This is a genomic window from Plantactinospora sp. KBS50 (assembly GCF_002285795.1).
Taxonomy (GTDB): domain Bacteria; phylum Actinomycetota; class Actinomycetes; order Mycobacteriales; family Micromonosporaceae; genus KBS50.
The window spans coordinates 3,586,236-3,606,861 of sequence record NZ_CP022961.1 but is presented as its reverse complement, the minus strand read 5'-3'; the positions used below and the strand labels follow the sequence as shown (position 1 = coordinate 3,606,861).

7 protein-coding genes are annotated in these 20,626 nt (G+C 75.7%); 1 reads left to right on the top strand and 6 read right to left on the bottom strand.

Annotated elements, in window-relative coordinates; all coding sequences use genetic code 11:
- The first annotated feature begins 20 nt into the window (after positions 1 to 20).
- A complete protein-coding gene (locus CIK06_RS15980) occupies positions 21 to 1,334 on the top strand; it encodes a TIGR04013 family B12-binding domain/radical SAM domain-containing protein (protein ID WP_095565493.1) in 1,314 nt (437 codons plus the stop codon).
- 143 nt (positions 1,335 to 1,477) lie between these two features.
- Here CIK06_RS15980 and CIK06_RS15975 read toward each other — a convergent pair whose 3' ends face one another.
- The 6 genes from CIK06_RS15975 to CIK06_RS15950 all read right to left on the bottom strand — a co-directional run bounded on the left by CIK06_RS15975 (position 1,478) and on the right by CIK06_RS15950 (position 20,542).
- A complete protein-coding gene (locus tag CIK06_RS15975) occupies positions 1,478 to 4,228 on the bottom strand; it encodes a beta-L-arabinofuranosidase domain-containing protein (protein WP_095565492.1) in 2,751 nt (916 codons plus the stop codon).
- A 267-nt stretch (positions 4,229 to 4,495) separates the two neighbouring features.
- Positions 4,496 to 5,731 carry a cytochrome P450 gene (locus CIK06_RS15970; protein WP_095565491.1) on the bottom strand — a complete coding sequence of 412 codons (1,236 nt, stop codon included), beginning with the start codon at positions 5,729 to 5,731 and terminating at the stop codon, positions 4,496 to 4,498.
- Positions 5,728 to 7,929 carry a beta-ketoacyl synthase N-terminal-like domain-containing protein gene (locus tag CIK06_RS15965; protein WP_095565490.1) on the bottom strand — a complete coding sequence of 734 codons (2,202 nt, stop codon included), beginning with the start codon at positions 7,927 to 7,929 and terminating at the stop codon, positions 5,728 to 5,730. Before CIK06_RS15965 ends, CIK06_RS15970 begins: the two co-directional genes overlap by 4 nt.
- On the bottom strand, positions 7,926 to 11,285 hold the full coding sequence (locus CIK06_RS15960; RefSeq protein ID WP_157756790.1) for a non-ribosomal peptide synthetase: 3,360 nt from the start codon (positions 11,283 to 11,285) through the stop codon (positions 7,926 to 7,928). Before CIK06_RS15960 ends, CIK06_RS15965 begins: the two co-directional genes overlap by 4 nt.
- Complete coding sequence (locus tag CIK06_RS15955; RefSeq protein WP_095565488.1) at positions 11,272 to 15,549, bottom strand: AMP-binding protein; 4,278 nt, start codon at positions 15,547 to 15,549, stop codon at positions 11,272 to 11,274. The genes CIK06_RS15960 and CIK06_RS15955 overlap by 14 nt, the downstream gene beginning before the upstream one ends.
- Positions 15,539 to 20,542, bottom strand: a complete 5,004-nt coding sequence (locus tag CIK06_RS15950; protein WP_095565487.1) for a non-ribosomal peptide synthetase — start codon at positions 20,540 to 20,542, stop codon at positions 15,539 to 15,541. The genes CIK06_RS15955 and CIK06_RS15950 overlap by 11 nt, the downstream gene beginning before the upstream one ends.
- Positions 20,543 to 20,626 lie beyond the last annotated feature (84 nt).

Sequence of the window (20,626 nt, the reverse complement as noted above, 5' to 3'; positions counted from 1 at the left end):
GCGACTGGCAAAATCGCGGCATGAACGGTCCTGAGCTGGTCCTGGTGCTGCGCTACCGCAAGGCCGTCACGTACGGCCTCCACGCGCTGCTGGGGGCGCTCGGCCAGCACGAGACCGGCACCCGGTACGAGGTGCTCTTCGGGGAGACGCCGGAGGCCACGGCCGAGCACATCCGGGCGGCGGTGGCGACCGGCGCCCCGACGTTGGTGCTCTGGTCCTTCTACTCGCCCGACGCCGCGGGCCTGGCCGACGAGCTCAGGCAGATCCGAGCGCTCGCCGACGGCCCGAACGTCACCCACGTGGCCGGCGGAGTGCACGCCACCGCGGAACCGGTGCAGACCCTCGACGCGGGTTGGGACATGGCGGCGATCGGCGAGGGGGAGTCGACCCTGCTGAGCCTGGTCGACGGGAAGGGCGACCCGGCCGGCATCAGCGGGCTTGCCTACCGCGACGCCGACGGCACCCTGGTCCGGACCGGCAGGGCCAGGCAACGCGACCTCAACGACTTCCCCGGCTTCGCCCTCAGGTGGGACAGGTTCAACGCCCTGGAGATCACCAGAGGTTGTGTCTACGCCTGCCGTTTCTGCCAGACGCCCTTCATGTTCTCGGCCCGGTTCCGGCACCGCAGCGTGGAGAACGTGCGATGGCACGTCGACCAGATGCGGGCGCGCGGGCTGCGGGACGTCCGGTTCATCACGCCGACGGCGCTGAGCTACGGCAGCCAGACCGAGGAGCCGAACCTCGACGCCGTCGAGGAACTGCTGGCCTCCTGCCGGGAGGGGATCGGCCCGGACGGTCGGGTCTTCTTCGGCTCGTTCCCCAGCGAGATCCGGCCCGAGCACGTCAGCCGGCGGGCGCTGCGCCTGGTCCGGCGGTACTGCGCGAACAACAACATCATCGTGGGCGCGCAGTCGGGTTCCGACCGGGTCCTCGGCGCGGCCAAGCGTGGGCACGGCGTGGACGAGGTCAGGCGGGCGGCCCGGCTCGGCATCGAGGAGGGATTCCGGATCAACGTCGACATGATCTTCGGGATGCCCGGTGAGAGCGCGGACGACGTGGCCGACTCGCTGGATCTGGCCCGTGAGCTGGCCGATCTCGGTGCGCGCATCCACGCGCACACCTTCATGCCGCTGCCCGGCACCCCGTGGCGGGACGCCCCGGCCGGTGACGTCGCACCGGAGACGATCTCGGAGGTGGACCGGTTGTCCCGGCGCGGCGCGCTCTACGGCCACTGGCAGAAGCAGCGGGACCACGCGGCCCGGCTGGCCGCGGCGGCCGAGGCGTACCCGCGACCGCGGCGTAGCCGGACCATCCTGCCGGTCGTGGAGCCGTGAACGCCGGCCGAGGCGCCCGGTGTGTCGACCCCGGCACCCGGCACCCGGCACCCCGGCACCCCGGCGGCCGCCGGACCGGGCCGGGCCGCCGGACCGGTGTGGGAAGCCGGCCCGGCGGCCCGGCGCGGGGTCTGCCCGGCCGGTCAGACGAACCGCCAGAGGTGGTCGCTGGTGCCGTTGTCGTCCCAGATGAGAACCTGCGCGCCCTGGGCCGTGGAGGCGCCGTTGACGCCGAGCAGGCGGCCGCCGTTCGCGGACTGGATCTTGAAGTAGCCGTTGGCGCCGTACCTGAGCCGCCAGCGCCGGTCGTTGGCGGCGGTGTCGGGCAGCTGCACCGCCCGGGTCCCGTTCCCGGTGCCGCCGTTCTCCACGGCCAGCACCTTGCCGCTGTGCGAGTTGCGCAGCCGCAGGTAACCGCCGCTGTCCACGACCGCCGTCCAGAGGTGGTCGGCGGTGCCGCTGTCGCCCCACTGGATGACCAGACCGCCGTCGGCGGTGGACATGTTCTGTACGCCCAGCACCAGCCCGCTGCCGAGGTTCTGGATCCGGCAGGCGCCGTTGGGGATGAACCGCCACAGGTTGTCGGCGGTGCCGTTGTCCGAGTCCTGGACCGCCTGGGCCCCGTTCGCGGTGGAGTTGCCGGTGATGCCGAGCAGCTTGCCGCTGTTGGCGTTGCGGATCTTGTGGGTGCCGTCACCGTTGTCCACGACCGTCCACCGGTGGTCGGCGGTGCCGTTGTCCCCCCATTGCAGCACGGGCGCGTTGTCGGCGGTGGACATGTTCTGCACGCCGAGCACCTTGCCGCTGTTGGCGTTGCGCAGCCGCAGCGCGGAGCCGTCCACCAACGGTTCCCAGTTGTGGTCGGCGGTCCCGCTGTCGGTCCACTGCAGGGCCGGGCCGCCGTCGGCGGTGGACATGTTCTGGATCCCCAGCACCAGTCCGCTGGCCGCGTTGGCCAGCCGGAAGGTCGCCGAACCGGTCCCGGTCGAGCCGCCGTTGGCGTTCCAGTAGACGGTGTAGTTGAACCCCTGCGCATCGTGGAACGGCCCCAGGTTGACGGTGGAACCGTTGGCGGTGGCGGTGAACGCGAGGGAGGCGCTGCCGGTCCGGGTCACCGACGAGGTGTTCAGCGACGGCAGCGCCGACAGCGTCGTACTGCCGTAGTTGCCGCACAGCACCACCGGGCCGTAACCGACCGCCACGACGTTGGCGTTGTCGTTCGCGGCCCGCAGCGCCACGGTCATGGGCAGCCGGACCGTGACGGTGTCGCCGGAGGTCCAGGACCGGGTGAGTGCGGCGTAGCTGCCCGGCGTGGTGCTGATGTTCTGCGCCGTGCCGTTGACGCTGACGGTGGCGCCGGCGGCCCAGGCCGGAATCCGGATCCGCATCGTCCAGGAGCCGCCGACGGAGCCGGTGACCTGGAGCGTCGTGGTGTCGCTCACCGGGTACGTGGTGGTCTGGGTGACCGTGATGCCGCGCTGCGTCCAGTTCAGCACCGAGGGCATGAACAGGTTCACCGTGAGGGTGTTGCCGTTGTAGAAGTAGATCGAGTCCATCAACTTCGTGTTGACCTCGATGCCGGTGCCCTGGCAGCACCAGAAGCTGTTGTAGTCGGTGCTCCACGTACCGCCGCCCCAGGCCGGACCGACGCCGCGGCGCCCGCCCGGGTTGAGCGGGGTGAAGTAGGTGATGTGGCCGTGGCTGTCGGCCGGGTTCTGCGCCCCGATGATGTGGTTGAGCAGCGCCCGCTCGTAGAAGTCGAAGTACGCGGTCTGGTCCGGGTTGAGCAGCCACAGTTCCCGGGTCAGCTTGAGCATGTTGTAGCTGTTGCAGTGCTCGCAGGTGTCCTGGTTGAGGTACCCGGCGATGGCGTTGGGCGGCCGGAAGTGTTCGGCCTGGCTGTTGCCGCCGATGGCGTAGGTGTGCGCGCCGGTGCAGATGGCCCAGGCGTTCGTGGCGATGTCCCGGTAGCGGGTGGTGCCGGTCGCCTTGTACTCCCGGGCCGCCCCGATCCACTTGGGCACCTGGGTGTTGGCGTGCAGGCCGCTGAGCTGGTCCTGGTTGGAGGCCAGCGGGTTGAACACGGCGGCGTGGTCGAAGCGCTGGGCGGCGGTCAGCCAGCGGCCGTCCCCGGTCTGCTGGTAGATGTCGGCGAGCACCTCGTTCATCCCGCCGAACTCGGTGTTCAGCACGGACTGCATCTGGCTGGAGCTGAGGCGGGCGGTGCGCCAGTCGACCCAGCCGGCCAGCCCGAGCAGCACGTCCCGGGCCTGGGTGCTGCCCAGGAGGCGCCACACGTCCAGCAGCCCGGCGAGGGTCTTGTGGATGACGTAGTACGGCACGTTGCCGTTGGACAGCGAGCCGGCCTCCAGGCTGGTGAAGTCGGACTCGGGGAAGCCGCAGAGGTAGCCGGCGGTGAACCCCGCGGTGCCGTTGTTCGCCTGGCATCTGGCCAGTTCCGCGACCATGTAGGTGGCCTTGTCCCGGCAGGTGGTGTCGCCGAGCACGGCCGCGGCCTGGGCCCACGCGGTGAGGAAGTGGCCCTGCATGTGGGTGCGGAACGGGAAGGTGGGCGCGTCCCAGCCGCCGGTCGCCGCGGCGCCGTTGGTGGACAGCCGGTGGTTGGCGCGGAAGTTGTAGAGCAGCCGGTCCGCGTCGACGAAGCGCAGGTAGTTCAGCGTCCGGTTCTGGTTGTCCAGCCATCGGCTGGAGGTCAGTTGGACCTGGCCGAAGTCGAACGGGTACGCCGACACGCCGGTGTCCGGTCGGGCGGGCGGGACGACGGCGGCCGTCGCCGGGGTCGCCCGCAGCAGGGCTGATCCGGCCGCGGAGGCCACCGCGGTCACCCCGGCCGCTCGCAGGAAACGTCGACGGGTGAACGGCGGCCGGTACATGGGCTGACCTCCATGATCGCGAATGGCGTGGCGGTCGGCGCATGACCGAGCGTCGACCCGGGCGAGCGGAGCGGTAGCCGCCCGGGTCGACGTCGGAAACCTGTCCGAAACGTTGCCGACCCAGCCGAAGTTAGCGTTCACAATTGCGGCTGTCAATGTTGCCCCGGGCGGGAGAGGCCGCTCGGACTGCGCGGGAAACCGGTCAGTGGTGCCGGACCGGCCGCCGATCGTGCCGGGCCGTTGAGAACGTGCGCATGGGTGCCGGCGTCAGCGTCGCCGGGTGAGGGCGACCGGCAGGGTGCGCAGCCCACTGACGAAGTTGGACGGCAGCCGGGTGACCGGCCCGGTCACCTCGATGGTCCGGACGCTGCGGCGCAACTCGGCGAGCAGGGCCCGGATCTCGGTGCGGGCCAGTTGGGCGCCGATGCAGAAGTGCGGCCCGTAGCCGAATGTGAGGTGCCGGTTCGGTCGCCGGCCGAGGTCGAACACGTCCGGATCGGCGAAGACGTCCTCGTCCCGGTTGGCCGAGACGTTCCAGAGCGTCACCACGTCCCCGGCGGCCAACCGCCGGCCGTTGACCTCGACGTCCGTGGTCACCGTGCGGCCGATGTGCGCCGCCGGCGTGGTCCAGCGCAGGATCTCCTCGACGCCGACCTCGACGAGGCCGGGGTCGGCGACCAGCCGCGCCCACTGTTCCTCGTGGCCGGCGAGCGCGAGCAGACCGCCGGCCAGGGCGAGCCGGGCCGTCTCGTCGCCCCCGATGATCAGGTTGTAGCAGTTCAGCAGCACCTCCTCGGTGCGCAGCGGGCGACCGCCCACCGTGCTGGCGACCAGCAGGCTGATGAGGTCGCTGCCCGGAGCGCTCTGCCGCTCGGCGGCCAGGCCGGTGTAGTACAGCAGGATCTCGCTCTGCGCGATCCGCGCCTCGACGCCGGTCGGCTCGGCGTGCTCACCCAGCATCGCGGCGCCGGTCATCGCCAGCACCCGGCTCCGGTCGACCGCCGGTACGCCGAGCAGTTCGCAGATCGCCCGCAGCGGCACCTGCGCGGCGACCTCGGCGACGAAGTCGCCACCGCCGCGCTCCAGCAGCCCGCCCAGGGTGGCCCGGGTCGCCGTGGCGATGGACCGGGTCACCCCGAGCAGCGCCCGCGAGCCGAAGCCGCCGGCGAGCACGCGGCGCAGGTCGGCGTGGAAGGGGCCGTCGCTGACCACCAGCATCCGGCCGCCGCCCGGATCGTGGCCGCGCAGCAGGGTGGCCAGCATGTTGCCGCGGACGGAGGTGAAGGCGGTGTCGTCGCGCACGATCCGCACCACGTCGGCGTGCCGGGTCACCACCCAGAAGCCTCGTCCGGCGCCGGTGGTGTCCGGGTGCCAGCGCACCGGATCGTGCCGCCGCAGCCACCGCCAGACCTCGGTCAGGTCGCGGTCGGCGTGCAGGTGCGGGTCGAGCAGGTCCACGCCGTCCAGCACGGCGGACCCGGCGGGCGGTCCGGCGGCGGTCATCCCGGCGACTCCAGTTCGTCCAGCAACGCGGCGAGCAGGCCGCCGTCGTCCCCGTCGCCGCCGGCCGCCAGCCGGGCGGCCAGCTCGCGGACGCTTATCGGTTCCAGGAAGAGTTCGATCCGGGCCTCGATGCCCAACTCGTCGCGGAGCCGGCCGATCAGGTGCACGGCGGTCAGCGAGTCGCCGCCGGCCGCGAAGTACGTCTGGTCCAGGTCGCCGGGTCCGCCCAGCCCGAGCGTGCCGGAGAGCAGTTCCGTCACGGCCGCCTCGACCGCGGCCGGGCCGGTCCGCCCGTCGTCGCCGTCGTCGTCGTCGTGGTCACCGCCACCGCCACCGCCGTCGCTGGCGGCCGGCGGCCCGGCGCCGGGCAGGGTCAGCGCCCCCAGCGCCGGGCCGGCGAACGGGTACGTCGGCAGGTGTACCCGCCGGGCGCCGGACGCGGGCGCCGGCCAGTGCACCGCGTCGCCGCGCACCCAGGCCGCGCCGAGCGCCACCAGATCGCCGGGCGCGGCCGGGGGCGCGGGCTCGCCACCGTCGGCCAGCACCGCGAGCGCGTCGGACGCCGCGGCGAGGTCGGCGGCCAGCACGTACGTCCGGGCCGGCAGCGGGGTGCGCGCGGTGCGCAGGGTGTGCGCGACGTCGGCCAGGGCCGGTGCCTCCGGTGAGCGCAGCGCGTCGGCCAGCCGGCGCGCCACCACCCGTAGCTGCCCGGCCGTGCGTGCCGAGATCGGCAGCAGCTCGACGCGGCCGGGCGGCGCGCCGCCGTTCTGCCGGCCCGTCGGCCCGATCGGCAGGGCCGGCCCTGCCGGCCCGGTCAGCGCTCCGGCCGTGCCGTCCGGCGGCCCGACCCGGTGTCCGGCCGCGTCGGCCGGACCGGCCAGCACCACGTGCACGTTCGTGCCGCCGACGCCCAGCCCGGTGACCCCGGCCAGCCGCCGGCCGCCATCGGGTACGTCCCACGGGGCGACCCCGGTGACCAACCGGAACTGCGGCAGGCGGTCCAGGTCGGGGTGTGGCCGCCGGATGTTGACGCTTGGCACGATCGTGCCCCGGTCGAGCATCAGGACCACCTTGATCAGGCTCGCCACCCCGGACGCCGCGTCGAGGTGACCGATGTTCGACTTGACCGATCCGATCCCACACCGCCCGCCGGCCGTGCCGACCGTCCCGGCCATGCGGGCCATTCCGGCCATTCCGGCCGTGCCGACCGCGGCGGCCGCCGCCGCGAGCTCGACCCGGTCACCCAGCTCGGTGCCGGTGCCGTGCATCTCCAGGTACTGCGCCGCGCCCGGATCGAGGCCGGCGGCCGACCACGCCTCGGTGATGGTCCGCGCCTGCGGGTCGACGCTGGGCGCCGTGAAGCCGACCTTCGCCGAGCCGTCGTTGGTGACCGCGGTGCCGAGCACGACCGCGCGGACGGGATCGCCGTCGGCGAGCGCGTCGGCCAGCCGGCGCAGCACCAGCACGCCGACCCCGCTGCCGCTGACCGTGCCGGCCGCGTGCGCGTCGAACGGCCGGCACCGGCCGTCCGGGGCGAAGATGCCGCCGTCCCGGAACACGTACCCCCGCCGGCGGATCGCGTCGACCGACACCCCGCCGGCCAGCGCCGCGTCGCACTCGCCCAGCAGCAGGGCCTGCGCCGCCAGGTGGACGGCGGTCAGCGAGGTGGAGCAGGCCGTCTGGACGGTCATGCTCGGCCCGTCCAGGCCCAGCCGGTAGGACACCCACGGCGCCAGGAACTCGCGGTCGGTGAGGATCCGCAGTTGCATCGGGCCGAGTTCCCGCGCCAGCCGTCGGTCGACCGCGGCGGCGACCGCGTGCTCGGTCGGGCTTCCCCCCACGTACACCCCGGTCCGTTCGGGCGCCCGCCGCGGGTCGTAGCCGGCGTCCTCCAGCGCGGCCCAGGCGGCCTCCAGCAACAGCCGGTGCTGGGGGTCGAGCGCCGTGGCCTCGGCCCGGTTGAAGCCGAACAGCTCCGCCTCGAACCGGTCGGCGTCGGCCAGGTAGCCCTTGGCCGGCACGTACCCGGGATGGCGCAACTCCTCGGGATCGGCGCCGTCGGCCAGCAGCTCGGCGGCGCTGAAGTCGGCGATCGAGCAGACCCCGTCGTGCAGGTTCCGCCAGAACTCGTCGAGGTCGCGGGCGCCGGGGAAACGCCCACTCATCCCGACGATCGCCACCGCCGCCGCGTCGGTCATGCCGTACCGCCTTTCTCGGGGTTCGTGCGGGTGCGGGCGTCCGCGGCCCGGGCCGCCAGCCGGGCACGCCGGTCCTGGCCGCGGCGCCGGGCCGCCGCGCGGTCGGCGGGCGCCGGATCAGGTACGCCGGCGGCGTCCAACCGGGACGCCAGGGCGGCGACAGTGGGGTAGCGGAGGAGATCCACCATGCCCAGGTCCCGGTCGCCCTGCTCGCGCAGCCCGGTGAGCACCGTCAACAGCCGCAACGAGTTGCCGCCCAGCTCGAAGAAGTTGTCGTGCACCCCGATGCCGTCGATGCCCAGCACCCGGGACCAGAGGTCGACCAGCCGCCGTTGGGTGGCGGTGTCCGGGGCCGCGTAGCCCGGACCCAGGTCGGGCCGGTCGGTCGGCGGCGCGGGCAGCCGGGACCGGTCCACCTTCCCGGTCCGGCCGGTGGGCAGCCGGTCGAGCCGCACCAGGCTCTCCGGCACCATGTAGCCGGGCAGCCGGTCGGCGAGCCAGCGGCGCAGCTCGCCCGGCTCCGGCGCCCGGCCGGGCACCGCCACCAGGTAACCCACCAGGCGTTGCCGGTCGGCCTCGCCCAGCACCCGGGCCGCGGCCGAGGCCACGTCCGGGTGGCCGGCCAGCACCGTCTCGATCTCGCCGAGTTCGACCCGGAAGCCGCGGATCTTCACCTGGTCGTCGGTGCGCCCGAGGTAGTCGAGCAGGCCGTCCGCGTCGTACCGGCCGAGGTCACCGGTGCGGTACATGCGCGAGCCGGGCGGGCCGAACGGGTCGGCCACGAACCGCTCGGCGGTGAGCGCCGGCCGGTTGGCGTAGCCGCGGGCCAGGCCGGCGCCGGTCAGGTAGATCTCGCCCGCCACCCCGGCCGGCACCGGCCGCAGCCGCTCGTCGAGGACGTACGCGCCGCCGTTGGCCACCGGCCGGCCGATCCGCACCGGGCGGTCCGGGCTCAGCTCGGCGGTGCTGGCGTAGACGGTGTCCTCGCTCGGGCCGTACGCGTCGATGAGCGTGCGGCCGGGCGTCGACCAGCGGGCCACCAGCTCGGCCGGACACGCCTCGCCGCCGATGGCGAGGGTGCGCAGCTCGGGCAGGGCGCCCGGCGGGCAGGGCAGCGACATGGCCGCGGACGGCGGCAGGAACGCGTACGTGATGCCGGCCGCGGCCAGCCGGTCGTACAGGGCGTCGCCGAGCCGCTCGTGCTCGCCCGCGATGTGCAGCTCGGCGCCGCCGACCCAGGCGAAGACCAGGTCCGAGACGGCGACGTCGAAGCTGAACGCGACGTACTGGAGGACCCGGTCGGCGGCGGTGACCGCGAAGTGCCGGCGTACCGCGGTGGCCAGGTTGGTCAGCGCCCCGTGCGTGATCGCCACGCCCTTCGGGGTTCCGGTGGAGCCCGAGGTGTGGAGCAGGTAGGCCAGGTTGCCGGCGCGTACCGCCGGCAACCCCGCGGGCGTACCGGCCGCCGGGTCGACGGCGGCGGCCTGCCGCGCCGGGTCGGTGGCGCCGCCCGGCCGCGCCGGGTCAACGGCAGCGGCCGGTGGCGGCGGCACCAGGTAGCCGTCGGCCGCGGGGGCCACCACCGCGACCGGTACGCCGAGGTCCCCGGCCCGTTCGGCGGTCGGCGCGTTGGCCAGCACGAGCCGCGCGCCCGCACCGGTCAGCATGCCGCGCAGCCGGCCCGGCGGCTGCCGCGGATCGAGCGGCAGGTAGGCGCCGCCGGCCCGCAGTACGGCCAGCGCCGCCACGGCCATCTCGGCGGATCGGGACAGGCAGAGCCCGACCGGCACCTCCGGTCCCACCCCGGCCGCGGTGAGCCCGGCCGCCAGCGCGTCGGCCCGGGCCAGCAGTTCGCGGTAGCGCAGCACCGTCTGCCCGCAGACCAGGGCGGTCGCCTCGGGTTGCGTGGCGGCCCGCTCGGCGATCAGCTCGGTCACCGGCCGGTCCGGTACGGCGGTGACCGGGCCGGCTCCGTCCCGCAGGATCCGGTCCCGGGCCGCGGGATCGAGCAGGTCGACGGCGTCGACCGGCGCGTCGGGCCGGTCGAGCAGACCGTCCAACAGGGTCCGGAAGCCGGCCGCCCACCGCCGGAGGGTGGCCGCGGCGAACAGGTCGGTCCGATAGTTGAGCTGGGCCACGAGGCCGTCACCGGCCCGCTCCACGTGCAGCAGCACGTCGAACTTCGCCACGTCCAGGCTCAGGTCGATCCGCTCCACCCGGGCGCCGGGCAGCGGCAGCTCCAGCACCGTGTCGTCGTCGTACCCGAACACCACCTGCACCACCGGGTCGTGACTGGACTGCCGCCGCGGCGCGACCGCGTCCACCACGGCGCCGAACGGCACGTCCTGGTACGGGCCGGCGGCCCGCAGCCGGTCCCGGACCCGGTCCACCAGATCGACGAAGCGCGGCCGTCCGGACACGTCCACCCGCAGCGGCAGGGTGTTGGTCAGCAGCCCGACCATGCCCTGTACGTCGGGATGGTCCCGGCCGGAGACGGGGAAGCCGACCACCAGATCGGGCTGGCCGGCCATCCGGTACAGGAAGGCGGCGAAGGCCGCGAAGAGCACCGCGAACGGGGTGGCGCCGCGCTCGTGGGCCAGCGCGGTGAGCCGCCGCCGCACCCCGGTCGGCAGGGCGAACCGTTCCACCCCGCCGGCCGTGGTCTGCACCGCCGGCCGGGGCCGCTCGGTGGGCAGGGCGAGCACCGCGGGCGCGCCAGCGAGCAGGTCCCGCCAGTGCGCCACGGCGGCCGCATAGTCGCCCGCGGCCAGCCGGTCGCGTTGCCACGCCGCGAAATCCGGGTACTGCACCGGCGGCGCGGTGTCGTCGACGGCCCCGCCGGCCAGCCGGGCGGCGTAGTCCGCGGCCAGCTCGCGGAGCATGATCTGCACCGACCAGCCGTCGCAGACCAGGTGGTGCACGGTCAGCAGGATCCGGTACCCGTCGCCGGGCACCGCGTACACGGTGCAACGCAGCAGCGGCCCGCGGGCCAGGTCGAACGGCCGCTGCGCGGCCTGCCGCAGCCGGCCGGCCAGCTCGGCCGCCGGGACGTCCCGTTCCACGTGCAGCTCGGCGCGGGCCCGGGCGGCCACCACCTGCCGGGGCGCGCCGTCGACCGTGCGGAACACGGTGCGCAGGGACTCGTGCCGGGCCACCAGCGCGTCGAGGGCGTGGGCGAACGCGTCGAGATCGAGGCGGCCGCGTACGGCGAACGCCGTGGGAACGTGGTACTGGGCGCTGCCGGCGTGCACCCGCTCCAGCATCAGCAGGCTGGCCTGCGCGGGCGACACCGGGAACTCGTACTCCTCGTACTCCTCCGGCGGGCCGGGGTCGGAGCGGTGGTCAGCGCTGCGCATCGGCGGCACTCCTGAGGATCGGTTCGAGGACGGCGCCGATCCGCGCGGCGGGTCCCGGTGTCAGCACGTCGCTGTGTGCGCAGTCGAGGTCGTGCACGCGTACCCGGGCGGCGGTGTGCCGCCAGGCCGCGGCCTTGACCGCCGAGGCCAGCCCGCCGGGCTGCGCCGTGGCCGAGAACAGCAGCACCGGCCCGTCGTACCGGGGCGGCCGGTAGTCGTGGGCCAGCCGCAGGTGCGTGGCGCCCCCGTCGACCAGCCCGGCGAGGAACCGCTCGCTGGCACCGCGCAACGGCCCGGCGGCGCGGCGCAGCGCCCGGAAGACCTCGGCGCGCTCGCGCGGACCCGGGCCGAGCCGGGCGGCCAGCTCCGGCGGCCCGGCCTGCAGCAGGACCCGCAGCATCTCCTGCTCCACCTCGGCGTCGGTGAGCGGCGCGGACGGCCCGTCCGGCAGCGCCGTGACGGGCACCGCGTCCAGCACGGCCAGCAGGTCGACCCGCTGCCCGGCCCGCCGCAGCCGGGCGGCCAGCTCGTACGCGAGCAGCCCACCGAAGGAGCGGCCGAGCAGCAGGTACGGGCCGGTGGGCCGGACCGTGCGGATCAGCCGCAGGTACTGCGCGGCGATCCCGCCGATGCTGCGCGGCGGCGGCCCGCCGCCCCACAGCGCGGTGGACTGGAGGGCGTACAGCGGGACCTCGGGCGCCAGGTGCGGCAGCAGTGCCGTGTACGACCAGCCGAGGCCCATCGCCGGGGGCAGCAGGAACAGTGGCGGGCCGCCGGCACCGGGCCGGAGGGTGAGCAGCGGCGCCGGGCCGAGATCGGTGCCATCACCGCCGGCGGTGCCGGGGTCGGCGGTGCCGGCGGTGCCGGCGGTGCCGGCGGTGCCGGCGGTGCCGGCGAGGCGGGCGGCCAGCGCGTTCGGGGTGGGCGCCGCGAACAGCGTGTCGATCGACACCCGGCCGCCGAGCGCGTCCTCGACGGCCGCGACCAGCCGCATCGCCAGCAGCGAGTTGCCGCCGGTGGCGAAGAAGTCGTCGTCCGGTCCCAGCCGCGGCACGCCCAGCACGGTGCCGAACAGTTCGGTGAGGACCAGGGCGCGGACGCTGCCGGCCACCGCCTCGGGCCGGGTGGCCGTCCGGGACCGTGGCGCCGGCAGCGCGGCCCGGGCCACCTTGCCGTGCCGGGTCAGCGGCACCCGGTCCAGGAGTTCGTACCCGGCCGGGAGCAGGTGTCCGGGCAGCCGTTCGGCCGCGTGGCGACGTACCTCGGCCAGCTCGCCGCCGGGGGCCAGGACGAGGTAGGCGACCAGCCGCCGGCCGCCGTCCGGCCACTGCCGGGCGGCCACGACCGCGCGGTGGACGTCGGGGCAGGACCGCAACACGGCCTCCACCTCGGCCGGTTCGATCCGGAAGCCGCGCAGCTTGACCTGGTCGTCGGCGCGGCCGACGAACTCCAGCACGCCGGCGGCGGTCCACCGCGCCAGGTCGCCGGTGCGGTACATCCGCTCGCCCGGGTCGGGGGAGTACGGCGCGGCGACGAACCGTTCCGCGGTGCGGCCCGGTTCGTGCAGGTAGCCGCGGGCGACGCCGGTGCCGGCGAGGTACAGCTCGCCGGCCACGCCCACCGGCACCGGGCGCAGCCGGGCGTCCAGCAGGTACGCCTGGGTGTTGCGCATCGGCCGGCCGATCGGGACGGTGCCGTGCTCCGGTGCGTCCGCCGCCGGGTCCGCCGGGTCCGCCGGGTCCGCGACGGGCGTCGGGTCGGCCGTGGGCGTCGGGGTGCCCGCCGCCGGGTCGCCCGCCGCCGGGTCGCCGTCGCGGCGGGGCTCGGCGACCGGGTGGCAGGTGGCGAACGTGGTGGTCTCGGTCGGGCCGTACCCGTTGACCACCCGCAGGTCCGGGCAGGCGCGCCGGACCCGGCGCACCGCGTCCGGGTCGACGACGTCGCCGCCCGTCCACACCTCGCGCAGTCCGGAGAGGACGTCCGGGGCGATCCGCGCCACGGTGGCGAACAGCTCCGCGGTGAGCCACAGCGCGCTGACCCGGTGCTCGGTGAGGGTCCGGCGCAGCGTCCCGGTGTCGACCGGGCCGGGCGGCGCGACCACCACGGTGCCGCCGGTCAGCAGCGGCACCCAGACCTCGTAGCTGGCCGCGTCGAAGGTGTGCGGGCTGTGCAGCAGCACCCGCGCGTGCGCGCCGCCGGCGAAGGCCCGGTCGGCCGCCAGCTCCACCAGGTTGCGGTGGGTCGCCACGACCCCCTTCGGGGTTCCGGTGGAGCCCGAGGTGTACATCACGTACGCGGCGGAGTCGGGGCCGGCGTCGGGCCGGGTGCCGGCGGTGTACTGCCCGCCGCGGTCCGGGTGGTCCGGGTGGTCCGGGTTGCCGCCGGCCGCGACCCCGGCCGCGACGCCGGCCGGGTCGCCACCGGGCGTCGCGTCGACCGGCACGGTCCGGACGCCGGCCGGCGGGCCAGCCGCACCCCAACCGTCGGTCAGCACCAGCCGCACCCCGGCGTCGCGCAGCAGACGGTCCCGCCGGGCCGGCGGGTCGGCGGGGTCGAGCGGCAGGTAGTGGCCGCCGGCCAGCAACACAGCGAGCTGCCCGACGACCAGATCGGCCGACCGGGTCACCAGCATCCCGACCGGCGCCCCGGCCCCGGCGCCGGCCGCCACCAGCCGTCCGGCCAGGGCCGCGGCCCGGGCATCCAGCTCCCGGTAGCTGAGCACGCCGGCGGCGGACTCCACGGCCGGCGCCCGCGGGGTACGCGCCACCTGCGCCGCCCAGCGGTCCGCAAGGCTCGACCCCGGATCGGGACGGGCCGTGCCGTTCCAGGTCACGAGCAGGTTCCGCCGTTCGGCGGCCGGTAGCACGTCGACCCGGTCCACCCTGATGCTCGGGTCGCCGGCGAGCACCTCGAAGGCCCGGACCAGCCGGCCGGCCACCAGCCGGGCCTCGGCCGGGCCGAACAGGTCCGGCCGGTGGCTGAGCCGCAGCCACAGCCGCCGGCCGGCCAGCACGGTCACCGCCAGCGGGTAGTGCGTGGCGTCCCGCACGTCCACCAGCCGCGGTCCGCCGCGCCTGGCCGGCCCGCTGCCGTCCGGCCCGCTGCCGTCCGGCCTGCCGTCCAGCCTGCCGTCCGGCCCGGCGCCCGGGTCGGAGTCGGTGGCGGCGCTGGTCTCGGAGTCGGAGTCGCCGGTGCCGCCATCGGCACCGCGCGGGAAGTTCTCGAACGCCAGCACCGTGTCGAACAGGTCACCCGCCCCGGCCAGCCGCCGCAACTCGGCCAGCGGCACGTGGTGGTGCGGGGTCAACCGAAGCTGCTCGTCCCGCAGCCGGGTCAGCACGGCGTCGAGCCGGTCGCCGGCGCCCAGCCGGACCCGGACCGGGACCGTATTGATCAACAGGCCGACCATCGCCTCGACCCCGGCGACCTCCGGCGGCCGGCCGGACACCACCGCGCCGAACACCACGTCGTCGGTGCCGGTCATCCGGGCGAGCACCAGCGCCCAGGCCAGCTGGGCGAGCGTGTTCACGGTCAGCCCGGCCGCCCCGGCCTGCCGGCGCAGCGCCGTGCTCAGCCCCTCCGGCAGCTCGACCTCGACCGTCTCCGGCAGCACCGGCCCGCGGGGCTGCCCCGGCCCGGCCACGAGGGTCGGCCGTTCGAGGCCGGCCAACGCCGACCGCCAGGCGCCGGTCGCGGCCGTCGCGTCCCGCCCGCGCAGCCAGGACAGGAAGTCCCGGAACCGCGGCGCGGGTGGCAGGTCGGCGCCGTCGCCGGCGTACAGGGTGGCCAGCTCGCGGGCCAGGATCGGCATCGACCAGCCGTCGACCAGGAGATGATGCAGCGTCAGGACCAGCTCGGCCCGGCCGGCGAGCCGTACCAGCAGGCAGCGCAGCAGGGGCGGCCGGGTGACGTCGAACCGCCGGGTCCGGTCCGCCGCGAGCAGGCGCCGCAGCCGCGCCGCGGCCTCCGCGGGGTCCGCCGCCGACAGGTCGGTCTCGGACCACGGCACCGGTACCGCGTCCGGGACGAGCTGTACCGCCCGGTCCAGTCCGCGGTGCCGGAAGCAGACCCGCAGGTTCGGGTGCCGGACCAGCAGTTGCGCCACCGCCGCGCGCAGCGCCGGTACGTCCACCGGCCCGTCGATGCGGAACCGGCACTGCACCAGGTAGGCGTCGGGTCCGGCGCCGTCGAGCAGCGCGTGGTAGAGCAGCCCCTCCTGCGCCGGGGTGAGCGGCAGGACGTCGGCCAGCCGGCTACCCCGCATCGCCGGCCGCCCAGTCGAAACCGTCCAGATCGGACTCCAACGACTCGATCTGGTCCTGACTCAGGTCGACGAGCGGGAAGTCGGACGCGGTGGCACCGCCGGCACCCGCCGCGGCCGCTGCGGCGAGCCGGCGCAGCGCCGCGCTCCAGTGGCCGGCGAGGTCGCGCACCCGGGCCTCGGTGAGCAGCCCCGCGTCGTACGACCAGGTCGTCACCAGGTGCGGGCCGTCCGCCCGGACCTCGGCCACCGCGTCCAGTTCGACGGCGTGCGCCAGGGGTACGGCGTCCGCGTCCAGCACGCCGAGGAACTCGCCGGTGTCCGGCGCCGCGGTCCGGCCGAGATAGTTGAACCCGACGTCGGGGCCGGGCAGGTCGGCCAGGCTCGGCGCCGTGTCGGGGTTGAGGTGCCGCAGCAGCCCGTAGCTCAGCCCACCGGACGGGATCGCGCGCAGTTGTTCCTTCACCCGCTTCAGGGCGGCGGCGGCCACCTCCCCGTCCTGCCAGAACGCCTCGGCCGCCGCGTCGCCGGCGTCCAGCCGGACCGGGAACCGGCTGGTGAACCAGCCGACCGTGGTGGACAGGTCGAGACCGGTGCCGAACGTCTCGCGTCCGTGCACCTCGCGGTCGACGAGCAGGCCGCTGCCGTGGCCCCGCCACCGCAGCGCCGCGGCCAGCAGCGCCGTCAGCAGGACCTCGTCCGGGCCGCACCGGAACGCGGCCGGGGCGGCGGTGAGCACCGGTTCGGTATCCGCCGGTGCCAGCCGTACCGTCAGGGTCGCCCGCCGGCCGGTCGCGCCCTCCCGCTGAGGCCGGGCTACCGGGCCGGCCCCGGCTGCCCGCCCGCCGGCCGGCGTCGGGGTCGGGGTCGGGGTCGGCCCCGCCGGCGGGCCGGTCCCGGGGATCAGCCGGTCCTGCGGACCGGACAGCGCGTCCCGCCAGTGCGGGAGGTCGGCGACCACCTCGCCGGACCGCTCGGCCAGCAGCCCGGCCCAGCGCCGGAACGGCGTACCGGCCGCGGGCCCGTCCGTCCGCCCGTTGCCCGACGGTCCGGTGCCTGACGGTCCGGCGTCCGCCGGTCCGGCGCTCAGCAGGTCGGCCAGCTCGCGGCGCAGCAGGTGCAGCGACACGGCGTCGGCCGCCAGGTGGTGCACGGTCAGCAACAACCGGCCGTCCTGCCGGGCGCCCCGGTCGAACCAGACGGCGGCGAGCATCCGGCCGGCCTCCGGCGCCAGCCGGAGCCGGCCCGCGGCGGCGCGGACCGCCGCCGGCAGCCCGTCCGGGGCCAGCGCGGTCGCGTCCACCCGGGTCAGCTCGACCGGTACCGGTCCGGGCGGCGGGATCTCCAGCTCCCAGTCCCGCGGGGTGCTCCGGACGATCCGCTGCCGCAGCGTGCCGTGCCGGCGGGTGAGCGTCCGCAGCGCCTCGGCGATCCGGTCCGCCCGGGCACCGGCCGGGATGGGCAGCACCGCGGAGAGCGTGAACGCGTCAGGGGCGGCGGTGTGCTCCCACCACCAGCGCATGATCGGGGTGGGCGGGAAGCGGCCCGTCGCGGCGCCGTCCGGCTCGGCCGAGGGGGCCGGGGCGGTCCGGGCGATCGCGGCCAGCCCGGCGGGGGTGCGGCCGGCGAAGACGTCCGTCAGCTCCAGCTCCAGCCCGGCGGTACGGGCCCGGCCGACCAGCAGGATGGCGCCGATGCTGTCCCCGCCGAGGGCGAAGAAGTCGTCCCGCACGCCCACCTCCGGCCGGCCGAGCGCGGCGCGGAACAGCGCGCAGAACAGCCGCTCGCGCTCGGTGCCCGGTCCGGCGGTCGCGGGCCGGGCCGGCGCCACCGGTGCGGGCAGTGCCCGGCGGTCCACCTTGCCCTGCGCGGTCACCGGCACGGTGTCCACGGTCACGAACACGCTGGGCACCATCTGCCGGGGCAGCAGGGCCGCCGCGTGCGCCCGCAGCGTGTCCGGATGCGGTGCGGCGCCGCCCGCCGGTACCAGATAGGCGACCAGCCGGCGGTCGCCCGGCGCGTCCTCGCGGAGCAGCACCACGGCGCGGGCCACCTCGTCGTGCTCGGCGAGCACCGCCTCGATCTCGGCGGTCTCGATCCGGAATCCCCGCAGCTTGACCTGCTCGTCGGTGCGGCACAGGAAGTCCAACTGGCCGTCCTCGCGCCAACGGACCAGGTCGCCGGTGCGGTACATCCGGGCGCCGGGCCGGGCCGGGTACGGGTCGGCCACGAACCGCCCGGCGGTCAACCCCGGCCGGCCGTGGTATCCGCGGGCGACCCCGGCTCCGCCGAGGTACAGCTCGCCGGGCACGCCCACCGGCACCGGGCGGAGCCGGTCGTCGAGCACGTACGCCCGGGTCCCGGTGATGGGCCGGCCGATCGGCGGCGCACCGGTGCCGCCGGCCAGCGGGTCGCTGACCGTCACCCCGACGGTGGTCTCGGTCGGGCCGTAGGCGTTGTGGAACCGGCGTCCGGCGGTGGCCCACGCGGTCACCACGTCGGGTGGGCAGACGTCGGCGCCGACGCAGACGGTCCGCAACCAGGGGTACGCCCCGGGCGGCACGCTGGCCAGGACGGCCGGCGGCAGCAGCGTGCAGGTGATCCGCCGCTGCGCCAGCACGTCACCCAGCGCCGGGCCGGCGAGCGGACCCGGTGGCGGGATCACCAGCGTGCCGCCGGAGCCGAAGGCCATGCACAGCTCGCCGACCGAGATGTCGAAGCTCGGCGAGCTGAGCTGGAGGATCCGGCTCTGCCGGTCCAGGCCGAACCGCCGCACGAACGCCTCGGTCAGGCTGGCGATGCCGGCGTGGCTGACCAGCACGCCCTTCGGCCGGCCGGCCGAGCCGGAGGTGTACATGAGATAGCCGGCCCGGTCGGGGTCGGTGCCGCGACCGCCGGCCGGGCCGGGGCCGTCGACCGGGTCGGCGGGCGCCGCCGGGTCGGCCCGGCCATTCGACCCCGCCGGGTCGTGCGGGTCGTCGAGGACCGCCGGGTCGATCAGCAGCCGCGGTGTGCCGGTGCCGGGCAGCGCCGCCGCGGTGGCCGGGTCGGTGACCACCAGCACCGGATCGGCGTCGTCGAGCATGTACCGGATCCGGTCGGCCGGATAGTCCAGGTCGATCGGCAGGTAGGCGCCGCCCGCCCGCTGCACCGCGAGCAGCGCCACCACCATGGCCGCGGTCCGGCCGAGGGCCAGCGCGACCACCCGGTCGGGTCCGACGCCGTACCCGGCCAGCCGCTCCGCCAGCCGGTCGGCCGCCCCGATCAGCCCCGCGTACGTCAGCGACCCGCCGTCCGCCTCGACCGCCACGGCGTGCGGCGTCTCGGCGGCCCGGCGGGCCACCAGGTCGGCCAGCGACGCGGGTGGCGGCTCGGATGGTGGCTCCGATGGTGGCGCGGCGGTGTCGCCGGCCGCGGCGAGCAGCCGCCGCTCCTGTTCGGGCGTCAGCAGCGCGATCGCGCCGACCGGGACGTCCGGCGCCGCGAGCAGCCCGGCCAGCAGGACCGCCACGGTGTCGGCCCAGCGCCGCACCACCCCCGCCGGGTAGACGTCGGTACGGACCTCCAGCGTCCCGTCGAGGCCGTCGTCCACCTCCCGGACGATCCCGACGACGTCGTGTTCGCCCCCGGTGTGCACCCGGCGGGGCTCGGAGATCTCCCGCAGCGCCCGGACGCTCTCCTGCCGGGGCAGGTACATGAACACCCACTGGAACAACGGAGACCGGCCGGGCAGCCGCTCCACGCCGACCGCCGTCACGATCCGGCCCACCGGCACGTCGGCGTTGCCGGACAGCCGGGGGAACTCGGCGCTGAAACCGCCGAGCAGGCCGGCGAAGGTGGCCGTCGGGCCGATCCGCCAGCGGGTCGGAACGGCGTTCATCACGTACCCGATGACCCGCTCCAGCCCGCGGGCGGACCGGTTCGCCATGGGCGTGCCCAGGACGAGGTCGGACCGCCCGGACAGCCGGTGGGCGAATACCGCGAACGCGGTCATCAGCACGGCGTACACGGTGCTGCCGTGCTCCCGGGCGAACGCCCGCACCCGGTCGGCAAGCTCGGCGTCGAGGTGGAACGGCACCTGCGCGATGCCCGGCCCGGCGGGCGGCGCCGGCTCCGGCCCGACCGCCTCCGCTGCCGTCGGCCCGACCGCATCGGCGGACGCGTGGCCGACCGCCGGCGGGCCGACGGACGTTGGGCCGACGGACGTTGGGCCGACCGTCGTGAGTGGGCCGACCGTCAGCGGCTCGGGCGGTTCGGCCAGGTGGTGACGCCAGAACGTCAGCTGTGCCTCGAACACGCCGGCCATGGCCAGCTCGCGCTGCCAGGCGGCGAAGTCGGCGTACTGGATGGCGGGCCGTCCGCGCGGCGGCGCCGCACCGGCCCGCACCGCCTGGTACGCCTCGACGAATTCGAGGTGCAGCACGTCGAAGGACCACCAGTCGGTGGCGATGTGGTGCAGGGCCAGCACCAGGGCGCGGCGCCGCTCGTCCACCGTGATGAACGCGCCGCGGATCGGGCGGTCCCGGCCCAGGTCGAACGGCCGGCGGCTGAACGCCGCGAGCGCCTCGTCGAGGGTGACGCCCAGGTCGCGAAGGTCGAGCCGCTCCAGCCGGAACGCGTCCGCGGGCGGGAAGTCCAGGCGCAGGTCGTCGACCGGGCCGGTGATCCTCATCCGCAGGATGTCGTGGTTGCCCTGCACGATGGTCAGCGCCCGTTCCAGGTCGGCCACGTCCACCGGCTGCGCGAAGTGGTACGCACAGCACAGGTTCAGCGCGGCCGTGCCCGGATGCAGCGACGCGAACACCCAGAGGTCCTCCTGGGCCAGGCTGGGCCGCACCGGGTCGCCGGCGTGGCGCGGCGGGACCACCGCCGGGATCTCGTCGAGCCGGCCCGCCTCGACGAGCCGGCGCAGCAGCCGCACCCGCTGCGCGCCGTCGAGCGCCGCGAACCGGTCCAGCACGCCGGGCCGGGGGATCCGCTCACCACCTTTACTCATGCCGGTACTCCGCTGCGCTGCGTACCGGCATGAGGCTCTTTCGCCCTGTACTCGATGATTCGCTCACTGCGTTCGCTCATGCCG